Origin of the sequence: Yinghuangia aomiensis, from assembly GCF_039542225.1 — a bacterium.
GTDB classification, from domain to species: domain Bacteria; phylum Actinomycetota; class Actinomycetes; order Streptomycetales; family Streptomycetaceae; genus Yinghuangia; species Yinghuangia aomiensis.
The window spans coordinates 26,810-43,176 of record NZ_BAABHS010000018.1 but is presented as its reverse complement, the minus strand read 5'-3'; the positions used below and the strand labels follow the sequence as shown (position 1 = coordinate 43,176).

Here is a 16,367-nt window from a genome sequence, read left to right as displayed (position 1 = left end):
TCAAACAGTTGCTTGAGTGAGAAGGTGTGCGCGTGACGCCGCCGGGGCGAGGGCGTGTCCGGGTCGCGGCGGCCGGTTCCGGACTCTCGGAGGATTTCGGTCATGGCAACGTGGCGCATCGGCTCGACAGTGCTCCGCAAAGTCGTCGAAGCGGAGTTCCCGCTTCCCGTGACGGGCGCGCTGCGGACCGCCGACAGCGGGCTGCTCGACGCCTACCCCTGGCTGGCCCCGCACTTCGCCGGACCGGACGGCGTCTTCACGATGTCCTTCCACTCCGTGCTCGTGGACACCGGGACCCGCCGCATACTCGTCGACACCTGCATCGGCAACGACCGCACCACCATCCCGCAGCTGCTGCCGCTGCACACCGGATGGCTCGACACCCTCAGGGAACTCGGCTATCCGCCGGAGTCGGTCGACACCGTGGTGTGCACCCACCTGCACTTCGACCACGTCGGCTGGAACACACGCCTGGTCGACGGCGCGTGGGTGCCGACGTTCCCGAACGCCCGCTACCTGGTCCCGCGCGCCGAGTGGGAGTTCTGGCGCACCGCGCCGGCCTCGGCCGGCAGCACGGAACTGTCCGACACCCTGGTGCCGCTGATCGACGCCGACCTGGTCGACTTCGTCGAACCGGGACACGAAGTGGCGTTCGGCGTGCGCCTGGAGGGCGCGCCGGGGCACACGCCCGGGCAGGTCGCCGTGGTCGTCGAATCCGAAGGGGAACGCGCGGTCGTCACCGGCGACCTCGTCCACCACCCCGTGCAGTTCGCGGCACCCGAGATCGCGAGCGCCGCGGACGAGGACCCGGCCCTGGCCACCGAGACCCGGAAGGCGTTCGTCGAGCGGTACGCGGACACGGGGACGCTGGTGATCGGCACCCACTTCCCGGCACCGACGGCGGGGTGGCTGACGCGGAAGAGCGAGGACGGGCCGGAAACCGGGGCGCTGCGGTTCGTGGTGGACCGGGGGTAGGGCCGGGCTCCGCGGTCTTCCCCCGGCCGGCTTTCCCTCCGTCGACCGTCGCCGGGCGGCTCAGGTGTCAGGGGAGGCGTCCGGGTGGCCGAGTTTGCCGCGGACGCGGTCGAGGACGTCGGCGTAGCGGGCCTCGTTGCCGTAGCGCGTGGGGCGGTAGTACCGCTTGCCGTGGACGGTGTCGGGGGCGTACTGCTGCTCGGCGACACCGCCCGGCACGTCGTGCGGATAGATGTAGCCCTGCGCGTGCCCGAGCTTCGCGGCGCCCTTGTAGTGGCCGTCGCGCAGATGCGGCGGCACCGGGCCGGCGAGTCCGGCCCGGACGTCGGCCAGCGCGGCCTCGATCGCCAGCGTCGCCGCATTCGACTTCGGCGCGAGCGCGAGCGCGATCGCGGCGTGCGCGAGGGTGAGCTTCGCCTCCGGGAAACCGATCAGCGCGACCGCGTGCGCGGCGGCGACGGCGGTCTGCAGCGCGGTCGGATCGGCGAGGCCGATGTCCTCCGACGCGGAGATCATCAGCCGCCGGGCGATGAACCGCGGGTCCTCCCCCGCGTCGATCATGCGCGCCAGGTAGTGGAGCGTGGCATCGACGTCCGATCCGCGGATCGACTTGATGAGTGCGCTCGCGACGTCGTAGTGCTGGTCACCGTCCCGGTCGTACCGCACCGCGGCCCGGTCGACGGCGGCCTCCAGCGTGGCCAGGGTGATCGTCTTCTCGCCCCGGTCCATCGCCGAACCGGCCCCGGCCTCCAACGCGGTCAGGACCCGGCGGGCATCGCCCCCGGCGATGCGGACCAGATGGTCCTCGGCATCCGCGTCCAGGCCCACCGCACCGCCGAGCCCGCGCTCCTCGGCGAGGGCCCGGTGCAGCAGCGCACGGATGTCGTCCTCGGTCAGCGACTCCAACGTGAGCAGGAGCGACCGGGACAGCAGCGGACTGATGATCGAGAAATAGGGGTTCTCCGTCGTCGCCGCGATCAGCGTCACCCAGCGGTTCTCCACGGCCGGGAGCAGCGAGTCCTGCTGCGCCTTGGAGAACCGGTGGATCTCGTCCAGGAACAGCACCGTCTCGCGCCCGTGCGCACCGGCTTCCCGCCGGGCCGCCTCGATCACGGTGCGGACTTCCTTGACGCCCGCCGTGATCGCCGACAGTTCGACGAACCGGCGCTTGGTCGCGTGGCTGACGACATACGCCAACGTCGTCTTCCCGGTCCCCGGCGGCCCGAAGAGGATCACCGACGACGGCGCCGTCACCCCGTCGCCGACCCGCACCAGCCGCCGCAGCGGCGAACCGTCGCCCAGCAGATGCGCCTGCCCGACCACCTCGTCGAGGTCACGCGGCCGCATCCGCACCGCCAACGGCGCCAGTGCGGGGTTCTTGGCCTGCCGCTCCTCGGCGGCGGCGAGGAAGAGATCGGGTTCCACAAGGAACGACCCTAACGCGGTGGGGGGACATGGTCGGGGTGGCGGGGGCGGGGCCGGGTGATCGGGTGATCGGGTAATTGGGTGAGGGGTACGGGGCGGTGCGGACGGCTCTCGGACAAGGGCTGCACTTCTCCGCTCGACGGACGGACCCACGGCCGGGTTGGCCAGAACGCGCGGCAACCGCAGCACCCTCTGGCGGCCGCTCTCCGGGACCGCGATCATGGCGGCCCATCCCTCGCGTCGGAGGTGCCGGACGTGGCCCGAGAGCCGGACTCCCTCGGCATCGACGTGCCCCGGCTGCCGGGAAGCGGCACCAGCCACCAGACCTGGACGGTCCCCGGCACCAACGCCGTCCAGCGCCGCCCCTTCGGGGTGCTCAACGCCTTGGACCTGCGGGTGATCAACGACACCGACGCGCGCCGCGCGCTGTGGGAGGCGTACCCGCGGCTCGATACGTCGGCGGCGACACCGGACGGGGCGGCTCTCGGCCTCGTGACCGGGCTGCCGCGGCTGGACCCGCACGAGGGGAACCCGGCCGCGAGCGAGGCGGACTTCGACCGGCACGTCGGCTACCTCGCCGACGGAGGCTGATCCCCGCCCCGGGCGTCGCCACGCCGCATTTCAACCCAGGACGCCTGCCCGGCGGGCCGACTGCAGCCACTCGGGGAATTCGATCATCAGCTGGTCGTACAGCTTCTCGTCGCTCATCCGGCTCGGGTTGGCGCCCGCCTCGAAGAAGCCGGCGTTGTCGACGACGCGGTAGCGGGGCGCGGGCAGTTCGTCGAGCCGGTGGAGGAACTTGAACTGGTCCCTGCCGAAGCCGACGAACTGCCAGAAGATCGGCAGCTCGGCCGCCTTGCACAGGGTCTGCTCGGCGCGCTTCTCGTTGTCCGGCGAACCGTCGGTCTGGAAGATGACGTACGCCGGGTCGGTCGCGCCGCAGGACTGGTAGTGGCGGATGACGGCTTCCATCGCGGACACGTAGTTCGTCGTGCCCATCGAGCCGAGCTTCTTGTGCAGCTTGTCGACGCGGCCGCGGTAGTCCGCCAGCGAAATCTCCTCGACGTTGTGCGCCTTGCTGTCGAAGAACACCACGGGCACGACACCGTCGTCGTCGAAGTGCGCCGCCGCGGCCAGCACCCGCTCGGCGAGCGCCTGGACGCTGCCGTCGCGGTAGAAGCCGGACATGCTGCCGGACCGGTCGAGCACCAGGTAGACGGCGGCCCGGACACCGGCCAGCCGGTGCTTGTCGAGACTGACCCCGGCGGCCTTGTAGAGGCTCACCAGCCCCGGCGCGGTCTGCTCCATTTTGTCGAGGCTCACCGCCGAGCCCGACCCGGTGCGCACCGAAGCCCGCGGCCCTGAAGCGGGCGGCGCCCACGAACCACCCGCCGTGTTCCGGGCACTCGGCTGACCACCACGACGGCGGAACCACGGGAAGGGCATGGAAGCCTCCTTGGGGAGGGGGGAACGGGTTTGTGCTGCGGTGGGTTTGTCGCGTCTACCGTGGCAGATCGGCGGGGAGGGCGGCAGGGGGTTCTCCCTCAGGGCTGCCGTGTCAGTGGGCCTCGCGGCAACAGAACCGCGCATCGCAACCGAGTCGGCATGGTCGCGCAGATGCAGAACCTCCCCCAGCGCAGCCGCCGTCACCGATCGCGCATCCGCCCCCGGATCTCGATGTGACGCGTCGCCCAACCCTCCTCATCAGCCTCGAAATACAGCCGCAGATGTTCGACCTCATAGCACGTGCGGAACCAGGTCGTCATGCCGCCATCCTCGACCACCTCACCGACGGGACCCCCACCAACTTGACCCGGCACATATGGGCACCGCACCCCTCCACCAGCCTGCCGCTCGTAACGTCGGGCGGCACGGCTCCACGGCTGCACGGGCGCGCGGCAATACGCCGGTACGGCTACCGTCGCCTGATGCCCGGCACCCGCCACACTCCCCACCCGACGCCCCGTCAGCGCGTGTCAGTGCCATGTCGGATCATGGTTCGGGGATTTCTCGGGACGGAGGACGGCATGGGCGAGTATCGCGCCGACGGTGCTACGGCGCGCACCAACGCGGCATCGGCCGGGTTCGGTGCGGCGGACGGGGCCGCGTCGTGAGCCCCGCCGGCCCCCGTACCGTGCACGTGAACTCGCTGCGGTGGTTTGCCTCCGCCGCGGGCGGCACCGAGTTCGTGCGGGCGCACGACGACGGGCTCGACGACGCGACGGTCGCCCTCGCGCTGACCACCCCCTATCCCGGCGCGCAGCACGTGCTGCACGCCCTCGAAACCGCCGGTGTCGCGGCGGACTGCTGGTTCGTCGTCGACGGCTCTTCCGACGCGGTGCCCGCCGACGGCGCCTCCGATGGAACCGCGAACGGGTCGCTCACCCGCGCCCTGCCCCCGGTGTCGGACGACGCGCCCCTCGGCGGACTGACGTTGGTGGTCGGCCACGACGCCGACCGTGACGGCGGCCCGGACCGCGGCCGCGTCGCACCCGACTCCGCCATCGCCGGCCTGATCTGCGACGCCCCCGCACCCGACGCGATACCCCGCACCGCACAGGCACTAGCGGACGCGTTCGGGCCGCAGGTCGTCTGGGCCGACGACCTCACCGAGGTCATGCTCGTCCGACCGGGCATGACGGTGGATCAGGTCCGAGCACGGTGGACACGCGGCCGAGCCGACGACGGCTCCCCCTGACACCCGCCCGACACCGGGGCCTCCTCACCCGATCATTCCTCCCCCGTTCGCAACCGCGCCCGCAGCGACGCTCGGCGGGCCGCCGACTCCGCGCGCCAGACCTGCCACGCCGGAGTGGATTCCGCGGCGAGCGCGCGGTCGAGGGCGTACAGCCGCATCGCCGGAGCGGTGCGCACCACCGGGTTCGGCGCGAGCGCGTCCGGGCCGTCGAGGAACTGCCTGATCCCGGACTCCGTCCAACCGCGCTGCCGCAGCACGCCCTTGGGCACCAGCATCGGCGGACGGTCGTACGGCGGCGGATACACCGGCGGCACGGGAATCGGCACCAGCACGGACCCGGGCAAGGACCCGGGCAGCGGCCCGGGCACGACCTCGGGCGTCGGCACGGAACCCGGCAACGCCCCCGCCGGCTCACCCCGCCGCGGCCACCACGCCGCCGCCAGGTAGTCCGCGAACGACGTCGGCGGCGACGACCGCGGCGGCGGATCGGGTTCGTACACGGGACCCGGCCTCACCCCCGAACCCCTCACCGCCGACCCCCGCCCCACGCTCCGGGAGTCCACAGCGACCGACTCGCGCACCGGCGGTCGCGGCAACACCGCCGAGTCCTCCCCCGTCCCGGGCCCGGTTGCCGCCACCCCGCCGGGCCGCCGCGTTCTCCCCACACGATCCACCCCGGCCGCCTTCGCCGCCCGAGCCGCCTTCTTCCCGACCTTCTCGTTCTTCTCGCTCTTCTCGTTCTTCATCCTCACTCCACCCCAATCGGCTTGTCGGTCACCGTCTTTCGCCTGGTCTGCCAGGCACGGGAAGGACGCTACGACGTCCCGCAAGCACGCACCGCGCCCCAGCCCCAAACCAGTGGAAAAACGATTCACCCCCACCCCGGACCAGAGCTTTTCCACAAGTCCGACCACCACCACCGACACCCACCCCCGCCAAAAACCGATGGCCCGGGCTCCGAAGAGCCCGGGCCATCACCCTCACCCGCTGTCTCAACAGCAGGCAAAGGCCAAACCGCACGATCAGGAAAACCAAGCCGGCCGCGACGTCACCCGACCATCACAGCCGACCACAGCCGACCGACGGCCGACCAACAGCCGACCTCACGCCACCTCGACGCCCTCACCCGACGAAGCAGCCGCGGACGAGCCGGCGTCGGCCGAAGCGGCGCCGCCCGCAGCAGCCTGACCCGCCCCGGCCCCCTTCGGCGCCGCAACCGCGTCGATCCCCGCTTCCTTCCGCTGCGCCGCGGTGATCGGCGCCGGCGCACCGGTCAGCGGGTCGCCGCCGGTGGCGGTCTTCGGGAAGGCCATGACATCGCGGATCGAGTCGGCGCCCGCGAGCATCGCCACCAGGCGGTCGAGGCCGAGCGCGATGCCGCCGTGCGGCGGCGGGCCGTACTGGAAGGCATCCAGGAGGAAGCCGAACTGCGACTGCGCTTCCTCGTCCGACAGGCCGATCGCCTCGAAGGCGCGCTTCTGCACGTCGGCCTGGTGGATACGGATCGAGCCGCCGCCGATCTCCATGCCGTTCAGCACCAGGTCGTAGGCGTTCGACAGCGCCGCGCCCGGGTCCTTGTCGAACGAGTCGAGCGACTCGGCCGTCGGGGCCGTGAACGGGTGGTGGATCGCGTGCCAGCCCTGGAAGTTGCCCTTGTCGTCCTCGATCGGCTCGAACATCGGGAAGTCGACGACCCAGAGCAGGTTCCACGCCGACTCGTCGATGAGGCCGCAGCGGCGGCCGATCTCCAAGCGGGCCGCGCCGAGGAGTTCCAGCGACCCCGTGCGGCGGCCCGCGGCGAAGAACACCGCGTCGCCGGGCTTCGCGCCGACCGCAGCGGGAAGGCCCGCGAGGTGCTCGGCGGACAGGTTCTTGGCGACCGGGCCGCGCAGCTCGCCGCTGTCGGCGTCGACGAGGACGTAGGCCAGGCCGCGGGCGCCGCGCGCCTTGGCCCAGTCCTGCCAGCCGTCGAGTTCCTTGCGGGTCTGCGACGCGCCGCCGGGCATGACGACGGCGCCGACGAACTCGGCCTGGAAGACCCGGAAGTCGGTGCCCGCGAAGTACTCGGTCAGGTCGGTGAGTTCCTGGCCGAACCGGAGGTCGGGCTTGTCCGAGCCGTACTTCGCCATCGCCTCGGCGTAGGGCAGGCGCGGCAGCGGCAGGGTGACCTCGATGCCGTGGACCTCGCGCCAGACGCGGGCGACGAGGGCCTCGGTGAGGCCGATGATGTCGTCCTGGTCGGCGAACGACATCTCGACGTCGAGCTGGGTGAACTCGGGCTGCCGGTCGGCGCGGAAGTCCTCGTCGCGGAAGCAGCGGGCGATCTGGTAGTAGCGCTCCATGCCGGCGACCATGAGCAGCTGCTTGAACAGCTGGGGCGACTGCGGGAGGGCGTACCAGGTGCCGGGCTGGAGGCGGACCGGGACGACGAAGTCGCGGGCGCCTTCCGGGGTGGAGCGGGTCAGGTACGGGGTCTCGATGTCGAGGAAGCGGTGCTCCTCCATGACGTCGCGGATGATGCGCGTGACCTGGGAGCGGAGCCGCAGGTTGCGGGCCATCTGGGAGCGGCGCAGGTCGAGGTAGCGGTGCTTGAGGCGGACTTCCTCGTTGACCGTGCCGGGGGTGTATTCCTCGATGGGGAACGGCAGCGGGGCGGCCTCGGAGAGGACCTCGAAGTCGGTGACGAGGATTTCGACGGCACCGGTGGGGATCTCGGTGTTCTCGTTGCCGTCGGGGCGGATCCGCACGTCGCCGGTGACCTTGACGCAGTATTCGCTGCGGAGTCCGTGGACGGCCTCGAGGTCGCGGAAGACGACCTGGACGGTCCCGGAGGCGTCGCGGATGTCCACGAACGCCACGCCGCCGTGATCGCGGCGCCGGGCGACCCAGCCGGCGAGCGTCACGGTCGTCCCGGCGTGCTCGGCGCGGAGCGTTCCGGCGTCATGGGTGCGGATCACTGGAGCTTCTCCTTCAGAGTGTCGACCACGGCGTCGAGGGCGACGGGGGTCTGTTCGCCGGTGGCGAGGTCTTTGAGTTGGGCGACGCCTTCGGCGAGGTCGCGTTCGCCGAGCACGATGGCGTAGCGGGCGCCGGATTGTGCGGCGGCCTTCATGGCGCCCTTGAGTTTCTTGTGGTCGAAGGCCATGTCGGCGGGGATGTCCGCGAGGCGGAGCGCGGTGACGAATTTGAAGATCTCGCGGCGCGCGGATTCGCCGAGGGCGACGCCGTAGACGTCGCAGTCGGCGGGCATCTCGATGTCGAGGCCTTCGGCTTCCATGGCGAGCATGGTGCGGCCGATGCCGACGGCCCAGCCGACGGAGGGGAGTTCGGGGCCGCCGAGGTCCTGGGCGAGGCCGTCGTAGCGGCCGCCGCCGCCGATGGCGGACTGGGCGCCGAGGCCGTCGTGGACGAATTCGAAGATGGTGCGGACGTAGTAGTCGAGGCCGCGGACGAGCTTGGGCGCGGGCTCGTAGGCGATCTTGAGTTCGTCGAGCATGCCGGTGACGAAGGCGTGGTGTTCGGCGCACGCTTCGCACAGGTTGTCGGTGATGAGGGGCGCGTCGTCGAGTTGGGCCTGGACTTCGGGGCGCTTGTCGTCGAGGACGCGTAGGGGGTTGATCTCGACGCGGCGGCGGGTTTCCTCGTCGAGGTCGAGGCCGCGCAGGAACTCCTGGAGTTTGGCGCGGTAGACCGGGCGGCATTCCTTGCAGCCGAGCGAGTTGAGGAGCAGCCGGAAGTCGCTGACGCCGAGCTTCTGGAAGCCTTCGACGGCGAGGGCGATCATCTCGACGTCGACGAGGGGGTCGGCGCTGCCGATGGCCTCGGCGCCGATCTGGTGGAACTGGCGGGTGCGGCCTGCCTGGACGGCTTCGTAGCGAAAGTACGGGCCGAAGTACCAGAGCTTGACCGGGTGCCGCTGGGCCTGGAGGTTGTGCTGGAGGACGGCGCGGACGACGGCTGCGGTGCCTTCGGGGCGCAGCGTCAGGGAGCGGCCGGACCGGTCCTGGAAGGTGTACATCTCCTTGCTGACGACGTCGGTGGATTCGCCGACGCCGCGCACGAAGAGGCCGGTGTCCTCGAAGGCGGGCGTTTCGATGTACTGGTAGCCGGCGTCCCGCAGTTCGAGGCCGAACTGGATTCGGATGCGGTTGAACGTCTCCGAATAGGGCGGGAGCATGTCGAAGGTGCCCCGGGGGGCGGAGAAAGTACTCACGTCGTGCGTTCCGTCACATTCCTCGGCGAGGTCCCGACCGCGGCGCCAGCTCCTGGAGGTAGGGGTTGGTGGCGCGCTCGCGGCCGATGGTGGTTTGGGGGCCGTGTCCGGACAGGACGACGGTCTCGTCCGGCAGCGGCAGGACCACCCGGGTCAGCGATTCGAGCATGTGGCCGTGGTCGCCGCCGGGGAGGTCGGTGCGTCCGATGGAGCCGGCGAACAGCAGGTCGCCCGAGTAGAGGATCGGCGGGATGTCCGCGTCCTGCCCGGTGCCGAAGGTCACCGACCCCTTGGTATGGCCGGGGGCGTGGCGGACGACGAATTCGAGGCCGGCCAGGTCGAGGACGGCGCCGTCGGTGAGTTCGCGGACCTCGTCGGGTTCGGTGAACGTCATGTCGCCGAAGATCTGCTGTCCGAGCGCGCGGGAGATGCCCTTGCCGGGGTCGGCGAGCAGGTCGCGGTCGTCGGGGTGGATCCAGGCGGGCACCTTGTGCTCGTCGCAGACCGGGACGACGGACCACATGTGGTCGAGGTGGCCGTGGGTCAGGAGGACCGCGACGGGGCGGAGGTTGTGTTCGCGGACGATGTCCTGGACACCGTCGAACGCGTCCTGCCCGGGGTCGACGATCACGCATTCCTCGCCGGCGGCGGGCGCCACTACGTAGCAGTTGGTGCCCCATGCCCCGGCGGGGAACCCGGCGATGATCACGTTGGTCCTCGACTGTTCTCGTTGGCGGCGCGCTGCGGATCGAGCGGTGGTGCGGGTCGTCGATCGACACGCCCGGCTCTTCCCGGGCGGGCGATCAGACGGCAGTATGCGGCGGACGTTGGGAATCCTCGTCCGAGGGTACCGGCGCACGGGGGCGGTTTGCGAACCGGTTCGCGGGTGGCGCGCCTACACTGTGCGCCAGTCGCCCCGGTCCGTGCGCGGGTGCATTGCCGCAGGTGGTGCCGTGCGTACCGGCTGGGCTGCGGGCGGTGTCCCGGCGTGGTCCAGGCCGGCTGTCAGCGAACCGAACCCAGGAGAACACGCGGTGGTCACCAAGGAGCAGCGCCAGCGTGCGCTTGCGCGCGCGAAGCTCGAGCGTCAGGAGAAGCGTCGGGCGGAGGCCTCGGCGCGGCGGCGGCAGCGCAACCAGCTCATCGGCGCGGTTGTGGCGGTGCTGGTGGTCGCGGGCGGCGGGACGTGGATCGCCACGGCGTTGAACGACGACGACGGCAAGGACTCGGCGAAGCCGGCCGCGGCGGATTCGCCGACGCCGACGCCGACGGTGAACAACAAGCCGAAGACGTGTGCGGAGCCGGCGCCGGGTGATCCGACGAAGCAGACGTGGCCGAACGAGCCGGCGATGTCGATCGACACCAAGGCGCAGTACGAGATGGTGCTGAAGTCGACGTGCGGCGACATCACGGTGGCGTTGGATGCGGCGAAGGCCCCGCACACCGTGAACTCGTTCAACTTCCTGGCGTCGCAGAAGTACTTCGACCACACGAAGTGCCACCGGTTGACCACGGAGGGCATGAACGTGCTGCAGTGCGGTGACCCGACGGGCACCGGTTCGGGTGGTCCGGGCTACAAGCTGCCGGACGAGAACTTGACGGGTGCGACGTACCCGGCGGGCACGATCGCGATGGCGAACGGCGGCCCGAACACCGGCGGCAGCCAGTTCTTCCTGTGCATCAACGACACCCAGCTGGGGCCGAACTACACGCCGTTCGGCAAGGTGACGGTGGGTATGGACGTGTTGAAGAAGATCCTCGACGGGGGGATCGACCAGGAGTTGATGGGCCCTGGTGACGGGACACCGCACGAGAATGTGGTGTTCAACTCGGTGACGGTGACCAAGAAGGCGTGACGCGGGCGGCGGGGCGGCGGCGGCTGTCCGGCCGAATCGCGGGGATTCGGGGCGGCGGGCCGCCCGCCGCCGCCGGGTCCTGTGTAAAGTGCGCCGCATTCAGCATCGAAGGAGGCCGCTGTGAGCAGCGACCCGTGGGGCCGCGTCGACGAGCAGGGAAACGTCTTTGTCAAGACCGCGGACGGTGAGCGTTCCGTCGGTTCGTGGCAGGCGGGTTCCCCGGACGAGGCCCTCGCCTACTTCCGGCGCAAGTACGAGGGGCTCGTCGTCGAGGTCGAGCTTCTCGAACGGCGTGTGCGGACCACCGATCTGGCGCCGAAGGACGCGGCGACGGCGATCGAGCACTTGCGTGCGCACATCGTCGACGCGCACGCGGTCGGCGATCTGGACGCGCTGGTGAAGCGCCTGGACGCGCTCGGCGGCGTGGTGGATTCGCGCCGCGAGGAGCGCAAGCAGGCGCGTGCGAAGGCCCAGGAGGAGGCGCACGCCGCGAAGGAGCGGATCGTCACCGAGGCCGAGCAGCTCGCGGAGAGCACGGATTGGCGGCAGGCGGGCGAGCGGCTCCGGGCGCTGGTGGACTCGTGGAAGGCCGTGCCGCGGCTGGACCGGAAGACCGACGACGAGCTGTGGCACCGTTTCTCGCAGGCGCGGTCGCATTTCGCGAAGCGCCGCAAGGCGCATTTCGCGGAGCTGGACCAGCAGCGCGAGGGTGTGCGGCGGACGAAGGAGCGGCTGGTCGCGGAGGCCGAGGCGCTGTCGTCGTCGACGGACTGGAACGACACGTCGGCGCGCTACCGCGACCTGATGCGCGACTGGAAGGCCGCGGGTCGGGCGCAGCGGGACGTCGAGGAGCAGCTGTGGCAGCGGTTCCGGGCCGCGCAGGACGTGTTCTTCGCGGCGCGCGGCGAGGTGTATGCGGAGCGTGACTCCGAGCAGCGGGAGAACCAGCAGCTCAAGGAGCAGCTGTTGGTCGAGGCCGAGGCGATCCTGCCGGTCGGGGACGTGAAGGCGGCCCGGTCGGCGCTGCGTTCGGTGAACGAGCGCTGGGAGGGCATCGGGCACGTGCCGCGGGATGCGCGTCCGAAGATGGAGGCGCGGCTGCACGCGGTGGAGCGGGCGATCCGGGACGCCGAGGAAGAGCTGTGGCGGCGGACGAACCCGGAGGCGCGGGCTCGGGCGCAGGCGACGGTCGACCAGTTGCAGGCGTCGATCGACAAGCTGCGGACGCAGGGCGAGAAGGCGAAGGCCGCCGGGAACGAGCGCAAGGTCCGCGAGGCCGAAGAGGCGATCGCGGCGCGTGAGGAGTGGCTGGCCGAGGCGCGCAAGGCGCTGGAGGAGTTCAGCGGCTGACGGCCGTTGCGGAGGAACACGAAGGGCGGGTCCGGGGCGCGTAGAGCGCCTGGGACCCGCCCTTCGTGTGTGTCGCTGTGTGTCTCTGTGCGTGTCTCTGTGTGCGTCTCGTATGTGTCCGGAGGCCGGGCGTCCGCGGGGCCGGGAGCGGCCCCTGGACGCCCGGTCAGCCGTGCTGGCGTCCGCTGGTCACCCGGTAGGCGTCGAAGACGCCTTCGACGCCGCGGACCGCCTTGAGGACGTGTCCCAGGTGCTTGGGGTCGCCCATTTCGAAGGTGAAGCGGCTGAGCGCGACCCGGTCCCGGCTGGTGGTGACGGATGCGGACAGGATGTTGACGTGCTGGTCGGACAGTACGCGCGTGATGTCGGACAGCAGCCGCGACCGGTCGAGGGCCTGGACCTCTATGGCGACGAGGAACACCGACGACGCGGTGGGCGCCCATTCGACCTCGACGATGCGCTCCGACTGCTGGGAGAGCGATTCGACGTTGCCGCAGTCCTTGCGGTGCACGGACACGCCGCTGCCGCGGGTGACGAACCCGATGATCGGGTCGCCGGGCACGGGCGTGCAGCAGCGGGACAGCTTGACCCAGATGTCCTCGACGCCCTTGACGATGACGCCGGGGTCGCCGCCGGAGCGGCGGGCCCGCCGGGTGGCGCTGGGCGTGGTGACTTCGGCGAGGTCTTCGGTCGCGCCTTCTTCGCCGCCGAGCGAGGCGACGAGCCGCTGCACGATGTGCTGCGCGGAGACCTGCTGTTCGCCGATGGCGGCATACAGCGAGGAGATGTCCGGGTAGCGGAGTTCGTGGGCGAGGGTCACCAGGGCGTCGCCGCTGGTCATGAGGCGTTGGAGCGGCAGGCCCTGCTTGCGCATGGCGCGCGTGAGGGCTTCCTTGCCGTGCTCGATGGCCTCTTCGCGGCGCTCCTTGGAGAACCACTGGCGGATCTTGTTGCGGGCGCGCGGTGATTTGACGAAGCCGAGCCAGTCGCGGCTGGGCGCGGCGGTCTCCGCCTTGGAGGTGAAGACCTCGACCAAGTCGCCGTTGTCGAGCCGGGATTCGAGCGGCACGAGGCGGCCGTTGACGCGGGCGCCGATGGTGCGGTGGCCGACGTCGGTGTGGACGGCGTAGGCGAAGTCGACGGGCGTGGAGCCGGCGGGCAGCGCGATGACGTCGCCCTTGGGCGTGAACACGAAGACTTCCTGCGACGACAGGTCGAACCGCAGCGACTCGAGGAACTCCCCCGGGTCGTCGGTCTCCCGCTGCCAGTCGAGGAGTTGCCGCAGCCACGCCATGTCGCCGACCTGGGCGTTGTCCTTCTTGGACGCCTTCCCGTCGGTGACGGCGCGGTTCCCGCCGACCGCTTCGGCCTTGTACTTCCAGTGCGCGGCGATGCCGTACTCGGCACGGCGGTGCATGTCGAAGGTGCGGATCTGGAGTTCGACCGGCTTGCCTTCGGGGCCGATGACCGTCGTGTGGAGCGACTGGTACATGTTGAACTTCGGCATCGCGACGTAGTCCTTGAACCGTCCCGGCACCGGGTTCCAGCGTGCGTGGATGGTGCCGAGGGCGGCGTAGCAGTCGCGGACCGAGTCGACGAGGACGCGGATGCCGACCAGGTCGTAGATCTCCGCGAAGTCCCGGCCGCGGACGATCATCTTCTGGTAGACGGAGTAGTAGTGCTTGGGGCGGCCGGTGACGGTCGCCTTGAGGCGGGCGCCGCGCAGGTCCTGCTGGACCTGGTCGATGACCACGGCGAGGTATTCGTCGCGCTTGGGGGCGCGTTCGGCGACCAGGCGCACGATCTCGTCGTACATCTTCGGGTAGAGGATCGCGAAGGCGAGGTCTTCCAGCTCCCACTTGATGGTGTTCATGCCCAGGCGGTGGGCGAGCGGGGCGTAGATCTCGAGCGTTTCGCGGGCCTTGCGCTCCTGCTTTTCGCGCTTGAGGTAGCGCATGGTGCGCATGTTGTGCAGGCGGTCGGCGAGCTTGATGACCAGGACGCGCGGGTCCTTGGCCATGGCGATGACCATCTTGCGGACGGTCTCGGCCTGCGCGGCCTCGCCGAACTTGACCTTGTCGAGCTTGGTGACGCCGTCGACGAGCATGGCGACGGTGTCGCCGAAGTCGCGGCGGAGGGTCTCCAGGCCGTAGTCGGTGTCCTCGACGGTGTCGTGCAGGAGCCCGGCCATGAGGGTCGGCGGGTCCATGCCGAGTTCGGCGAGGATCGTGGCGACGGCGAGCGGGTGCGTGATGTACGGGTCGCCGCTCTTGCGGCGCTGCCCGCGGTGCCAGCGTTCCGCGGTGGTGTACGCGCGTTCGATCTCGCGCAGGTCGGCCTTGGGGTCGTTGGCGCGGACGATCCGCAGCAGCGGTTCCAGGACCGGGTTGTAGACGCTGGAGCGCTGCACGCCCAGCCGGGCGAGGCGCGCGCGGACGCGGCCGCCGGTGTCGCCGCGGAGGCTGCGCACGCGGTCGCCGGACGTCGTGCCGCGGCGGACGACCGCGGGGCGGCTGTTCGCGACGCGGGATTCGGCGCTGGCGGGGCCGGCCGCGGCCGCGCCGGGGTCGGTGCCGGTGCGTTCCGCCGCGGCTGCCGCGGCTGCGGCGTCCGGGGCGGGCTCGTCGGCCGCGGGGGCGGGCGGCGGCGCGTCCGGCGCGCCGGTACGCCCCGGCGCCGGGTCGTCGGGGGTTTGCCGGTGGTCCCGTTCCGACGCGGCCGGGTCGGGGTCCGATGCGGACCCGCCCGGTGTCGGTGCCACGGGCACGACCTCGTCCGGCAACGGCTCTCCTCCCGCCGATTCGGTGATCACGGCATCCGGAGGGCGGTCCCCCGGTTTCGGGCCCTGCCGGTCCGTGCGTGAACGCTTTCGAGCCCCGGGGAAATTTCCGGACGGTCCGGCCGACGGATTTCCCGGGGCCTCCATCGTAACGAGAGCGGCCGTGCGGGGGTTCGGGTCGGCGCGGGGAATGTCGATCGGAAGGGTTGCCCGGCCTGCCCGGCCGGGGTGCGCCGGCGCTTCGGGGCCGCCGCGGCGCTCCTTCCGGGTCTGCCGCCGCTCTCCCGGGGCGAGATGTCGCCCCGGCGTCCGGCGGCGGCCGGATTCCGCCCCGGGCGCGGCCGGGACCGCGCGGAGCGGCCTGCCCGGCCGAGGCCGGGCGGGACCCTCGGATCCGGGCCCGAGCCTCAGATGGTGAGGAACGACCGGATCGGCAGATCCGGATAGCGGCCGGCGAGCTTGGCGGCCGCGCCGAGGAACCCGAGTTCCATGAGGACCGAGACGCCGACCACGTCGGCGCCCGAGCGGCGCACGAGTTCGACGGTCGCGGCGACGGTCCCGCCGGTGGCGAGCACGTCGTCGATGACCAGGACGCGGTCGCCGGGAGCGAAGGCGTCCTGGTGGACCTCCAGGGTCGCCGACCCGTACTCGAGGTCGTAGCTCTCCGCGAAGGTCGCACGCGGCAGCTTGCCCTGCTTGCGGACCGGCACGAAGCCCGCGCCCGCCCGGTAGGCGACCGGCGCGGCCAGGATGAAGCCGCGCGCTTCGATGCCCGCGACCTTGTCGACGCGGGCTTCGCCGCACTGCCCCGCGAACGCGTCGACGAGCGCGGTGAACGCGTCGTGGTCGGCGAGCAGCGGCGAGATGTCCTTGAACACGACTCCGGCCTTGGGCCAGTCGGGGACGTCCCGGATACGGCTCACCAGCAGGTCGTGCAGGTCCACGGAGGTCTCCTCCTGCGGGATCCCGGCGGGACCCCCGGTCGGGGCGGAACGGCGGCTGCCGACGCCCCGCGGGCTGGAAAACCCGCGGAACGCCGGCCGCCGGTGCTGCGTGCCGCGGCCGGAGCCG

General features: G+C 71.3%; 13 protein-coding genes. 5 read left to right on the top strand and 8 right to left on the bottom strand.

Going from position 1 to position 16,367, the window contains the following annotated elements; genetic code table 11:
* Positions 1-102 precede the first annotated feature (102 nt).
* The gene (locus tag ABEA93_RS24425; RefSeq protein ID WP_345677879.1) at positions 103-975 is read left to right on the top strand and encodes an MBL fold metallo-hydrolase; all 873 of its coding nucleotides are present in this window, start codon (positions 103-105) and stop codon (positions 973-975) included.
* A gap of 60 nt (positions 976-1,035) precedes the next feature.
* Here the strand turns inward: ABEA93_RS24425 and ABEA93_RS24420 are convergent, their stop codons facing one another.
* Complete coding sequence (locus ABEA93_RS24420) at positions 1,036-2,400, bottom strand: replication-associated recombination protein A (protein ID WP_345677878.1); 1,365 nt, start codon at positions 2,398-2,400, stop codon at positions 1,036-1,038.
* A 255-nt stretch (positions 2,401-2,655) separates the two neighbouring features.
* Between ABEA93_RS24420 and ABEA93_RS24415 the strand changes: the two genes are divergently transcribed.
* On the top strand, positions 2,656-2,991 hold the full coding sequence (locus ABEA93_RS24415; RefSeq protein WP_345677876.1) for a hypothetical protein: 336 nt from the start codon (positions 2,656-2,658) through the stop codon (positions 2,989-2,991).
* A gap of 30 nt (positions 2,992-3,021) precedes the next feature.
* Here the strand turns inward: ABEA93_RS24415 and ABEA93_RS24410 are convergent, their stop codons facing one another.
* Complete coding sequence (locus ABEA93_RS24410; RefSeq protein ID WP_345677875.1) at positions 3,022-3,708, bottom strand: vWA domain-containing protein; 687 nt, start codon at positions 3,706-3,708, stop codon at positions 3,022-3,024.
* 802 nt (positions 3,709-4,510) lie between these two features.
* On the opposite strand from ABEA93_RS24410, the gene ABEA93_RS24405 reads away from it, so the two are divergent.
* A complete protein-coding gene (locus tag ABEA93_RS24405; RefSeq protein ID WP_345677874.1) occupies positions 4,511-5,098 on the top strand; it encodes a hypothetical protein in 588 nt (195 codons plus the stop codon).
* A gap of 32 nt (positions 5,099-5,130) precedes the next feature.
* Here the strand turns inward: ABEA93_RS24405 and ABEA93_RS24400 are convergent, their stop codons facing one another.
* The 4 genes from ABEA93_RS24400 to ABEA93_RS24385 all read right to left on the bottom strand — a co-directional run bounded on the left by ABEA93_RS24400 (position 5,131) and on the right by ABEA93_RS24385 (position 10,020).
* Positions 5,131-5,598 (bottom strand): hypothetical protein, encoded by a 468-nt coding sequence (locus ABEA93_RS24400; RefSeq protein ID WP_345677873.1) that lies wholly within the window; start codon positions 5,596-5,598, stop codon positions 5,131-5,133.
* Between the two features lie 603 nt (positions 5,599-6,201).
* A complete protein-coding gene (gene aspS, locus ABEA93_RS24395; protein WP_345677872.1) occupies positions 6,202-8,055 on the bottom strand; it encodes an aspartate--tRNA ligase in 1,854 nt (617 codons plus the stop codon).
* Positions 8,052-9,311, bottom strand: a complete 1,260-nt coding sequence (hisS, locus tag ABEA93_RS24390; protein WP_345677871.1) for a histidine--tRNA ligase — start codon at positions 9,309-9,311, stop codon at positions 8,052-8,054. The genes aspS and hisS overlap by 4 nt, the downstream gene beginning before the upstream one ends.
* A gap of 13 nt (positions 9,312-9,324) precedes the next feature.
* On the bottom strand, positions 9,325-10,020 hold the full coding sequence (locus ABEA93_RS24385) for an MBL fold metallo-hydrolase (protein WP_345677870.1): 696 nt from the start codon (positions 10,018-10,020) through the stop codon (positions 9,325-9,327).
* Positions 10,021-10,345: 325 nt separating this feature from the next.
* Between ABEA93_RS24385 and ABEA93_RS24380 the strand changes: the two genes are divergently transcribed.
* Together ABEA93_RS24380 and ABEA93_RS24375 are read left to right on the top strand one after the other, a co-directional pair.
* The gene (locus tag ABEA93_RS24380; protein WP_345677869.1) at positions 10,346-11,167 is read left to right on the top strand and encodes a peptidylprolyl isomerase; all 822 of its coding nucleotides are present in this window, start codon (positions 10,346-10,348) and stop codon (positions 11,165-11,167) included.
* Positions 11,168-11,287: 120 nt separating this feature from the next.
* Positions 11,288-12,517 (top strand): DUF349 domain-containing protein, encoded by a 1,230-nt coding sequence (locus ABEA93_RS24375; RefSeq protein ID WP_345677868.1) that lies wholly within the window; start codon positions 11,288-11,290, stop codon positions 12,515-12,517.
* A gap of 166 nt (positions 12,518-12,683) precedes the next feature.
* Here ABEA93_RS24375 and ABEA93_RS24370 read toward each other — a convergent pair whose 3' ends face one another.
* Positions 12,684-15,299, bottom strand: a complete 2,616-nt coding sequence (locus tag ABEA93_RS24370; RefSeq protein WP_425585070.1) for a RelA/SpoT family protein — start codon at positions 15,297-15,299, stop codon at positions 12,684-12,686.
* Between the two features lie 404 nt (positions 15,300-15,703).
* Positions 15,704-16,240, bottom strand: coding sequence for an adenine phosphoribosyltransferase (locus ABEA93_RS24365; RefSeq protein WP_425585069.1), 537 nt, complete (start codon positions 16,238-16,240; stop codon positions 15,704-15,706).
* Positions 16,241-16,367 lie beyond the last annotated feature (127 nt).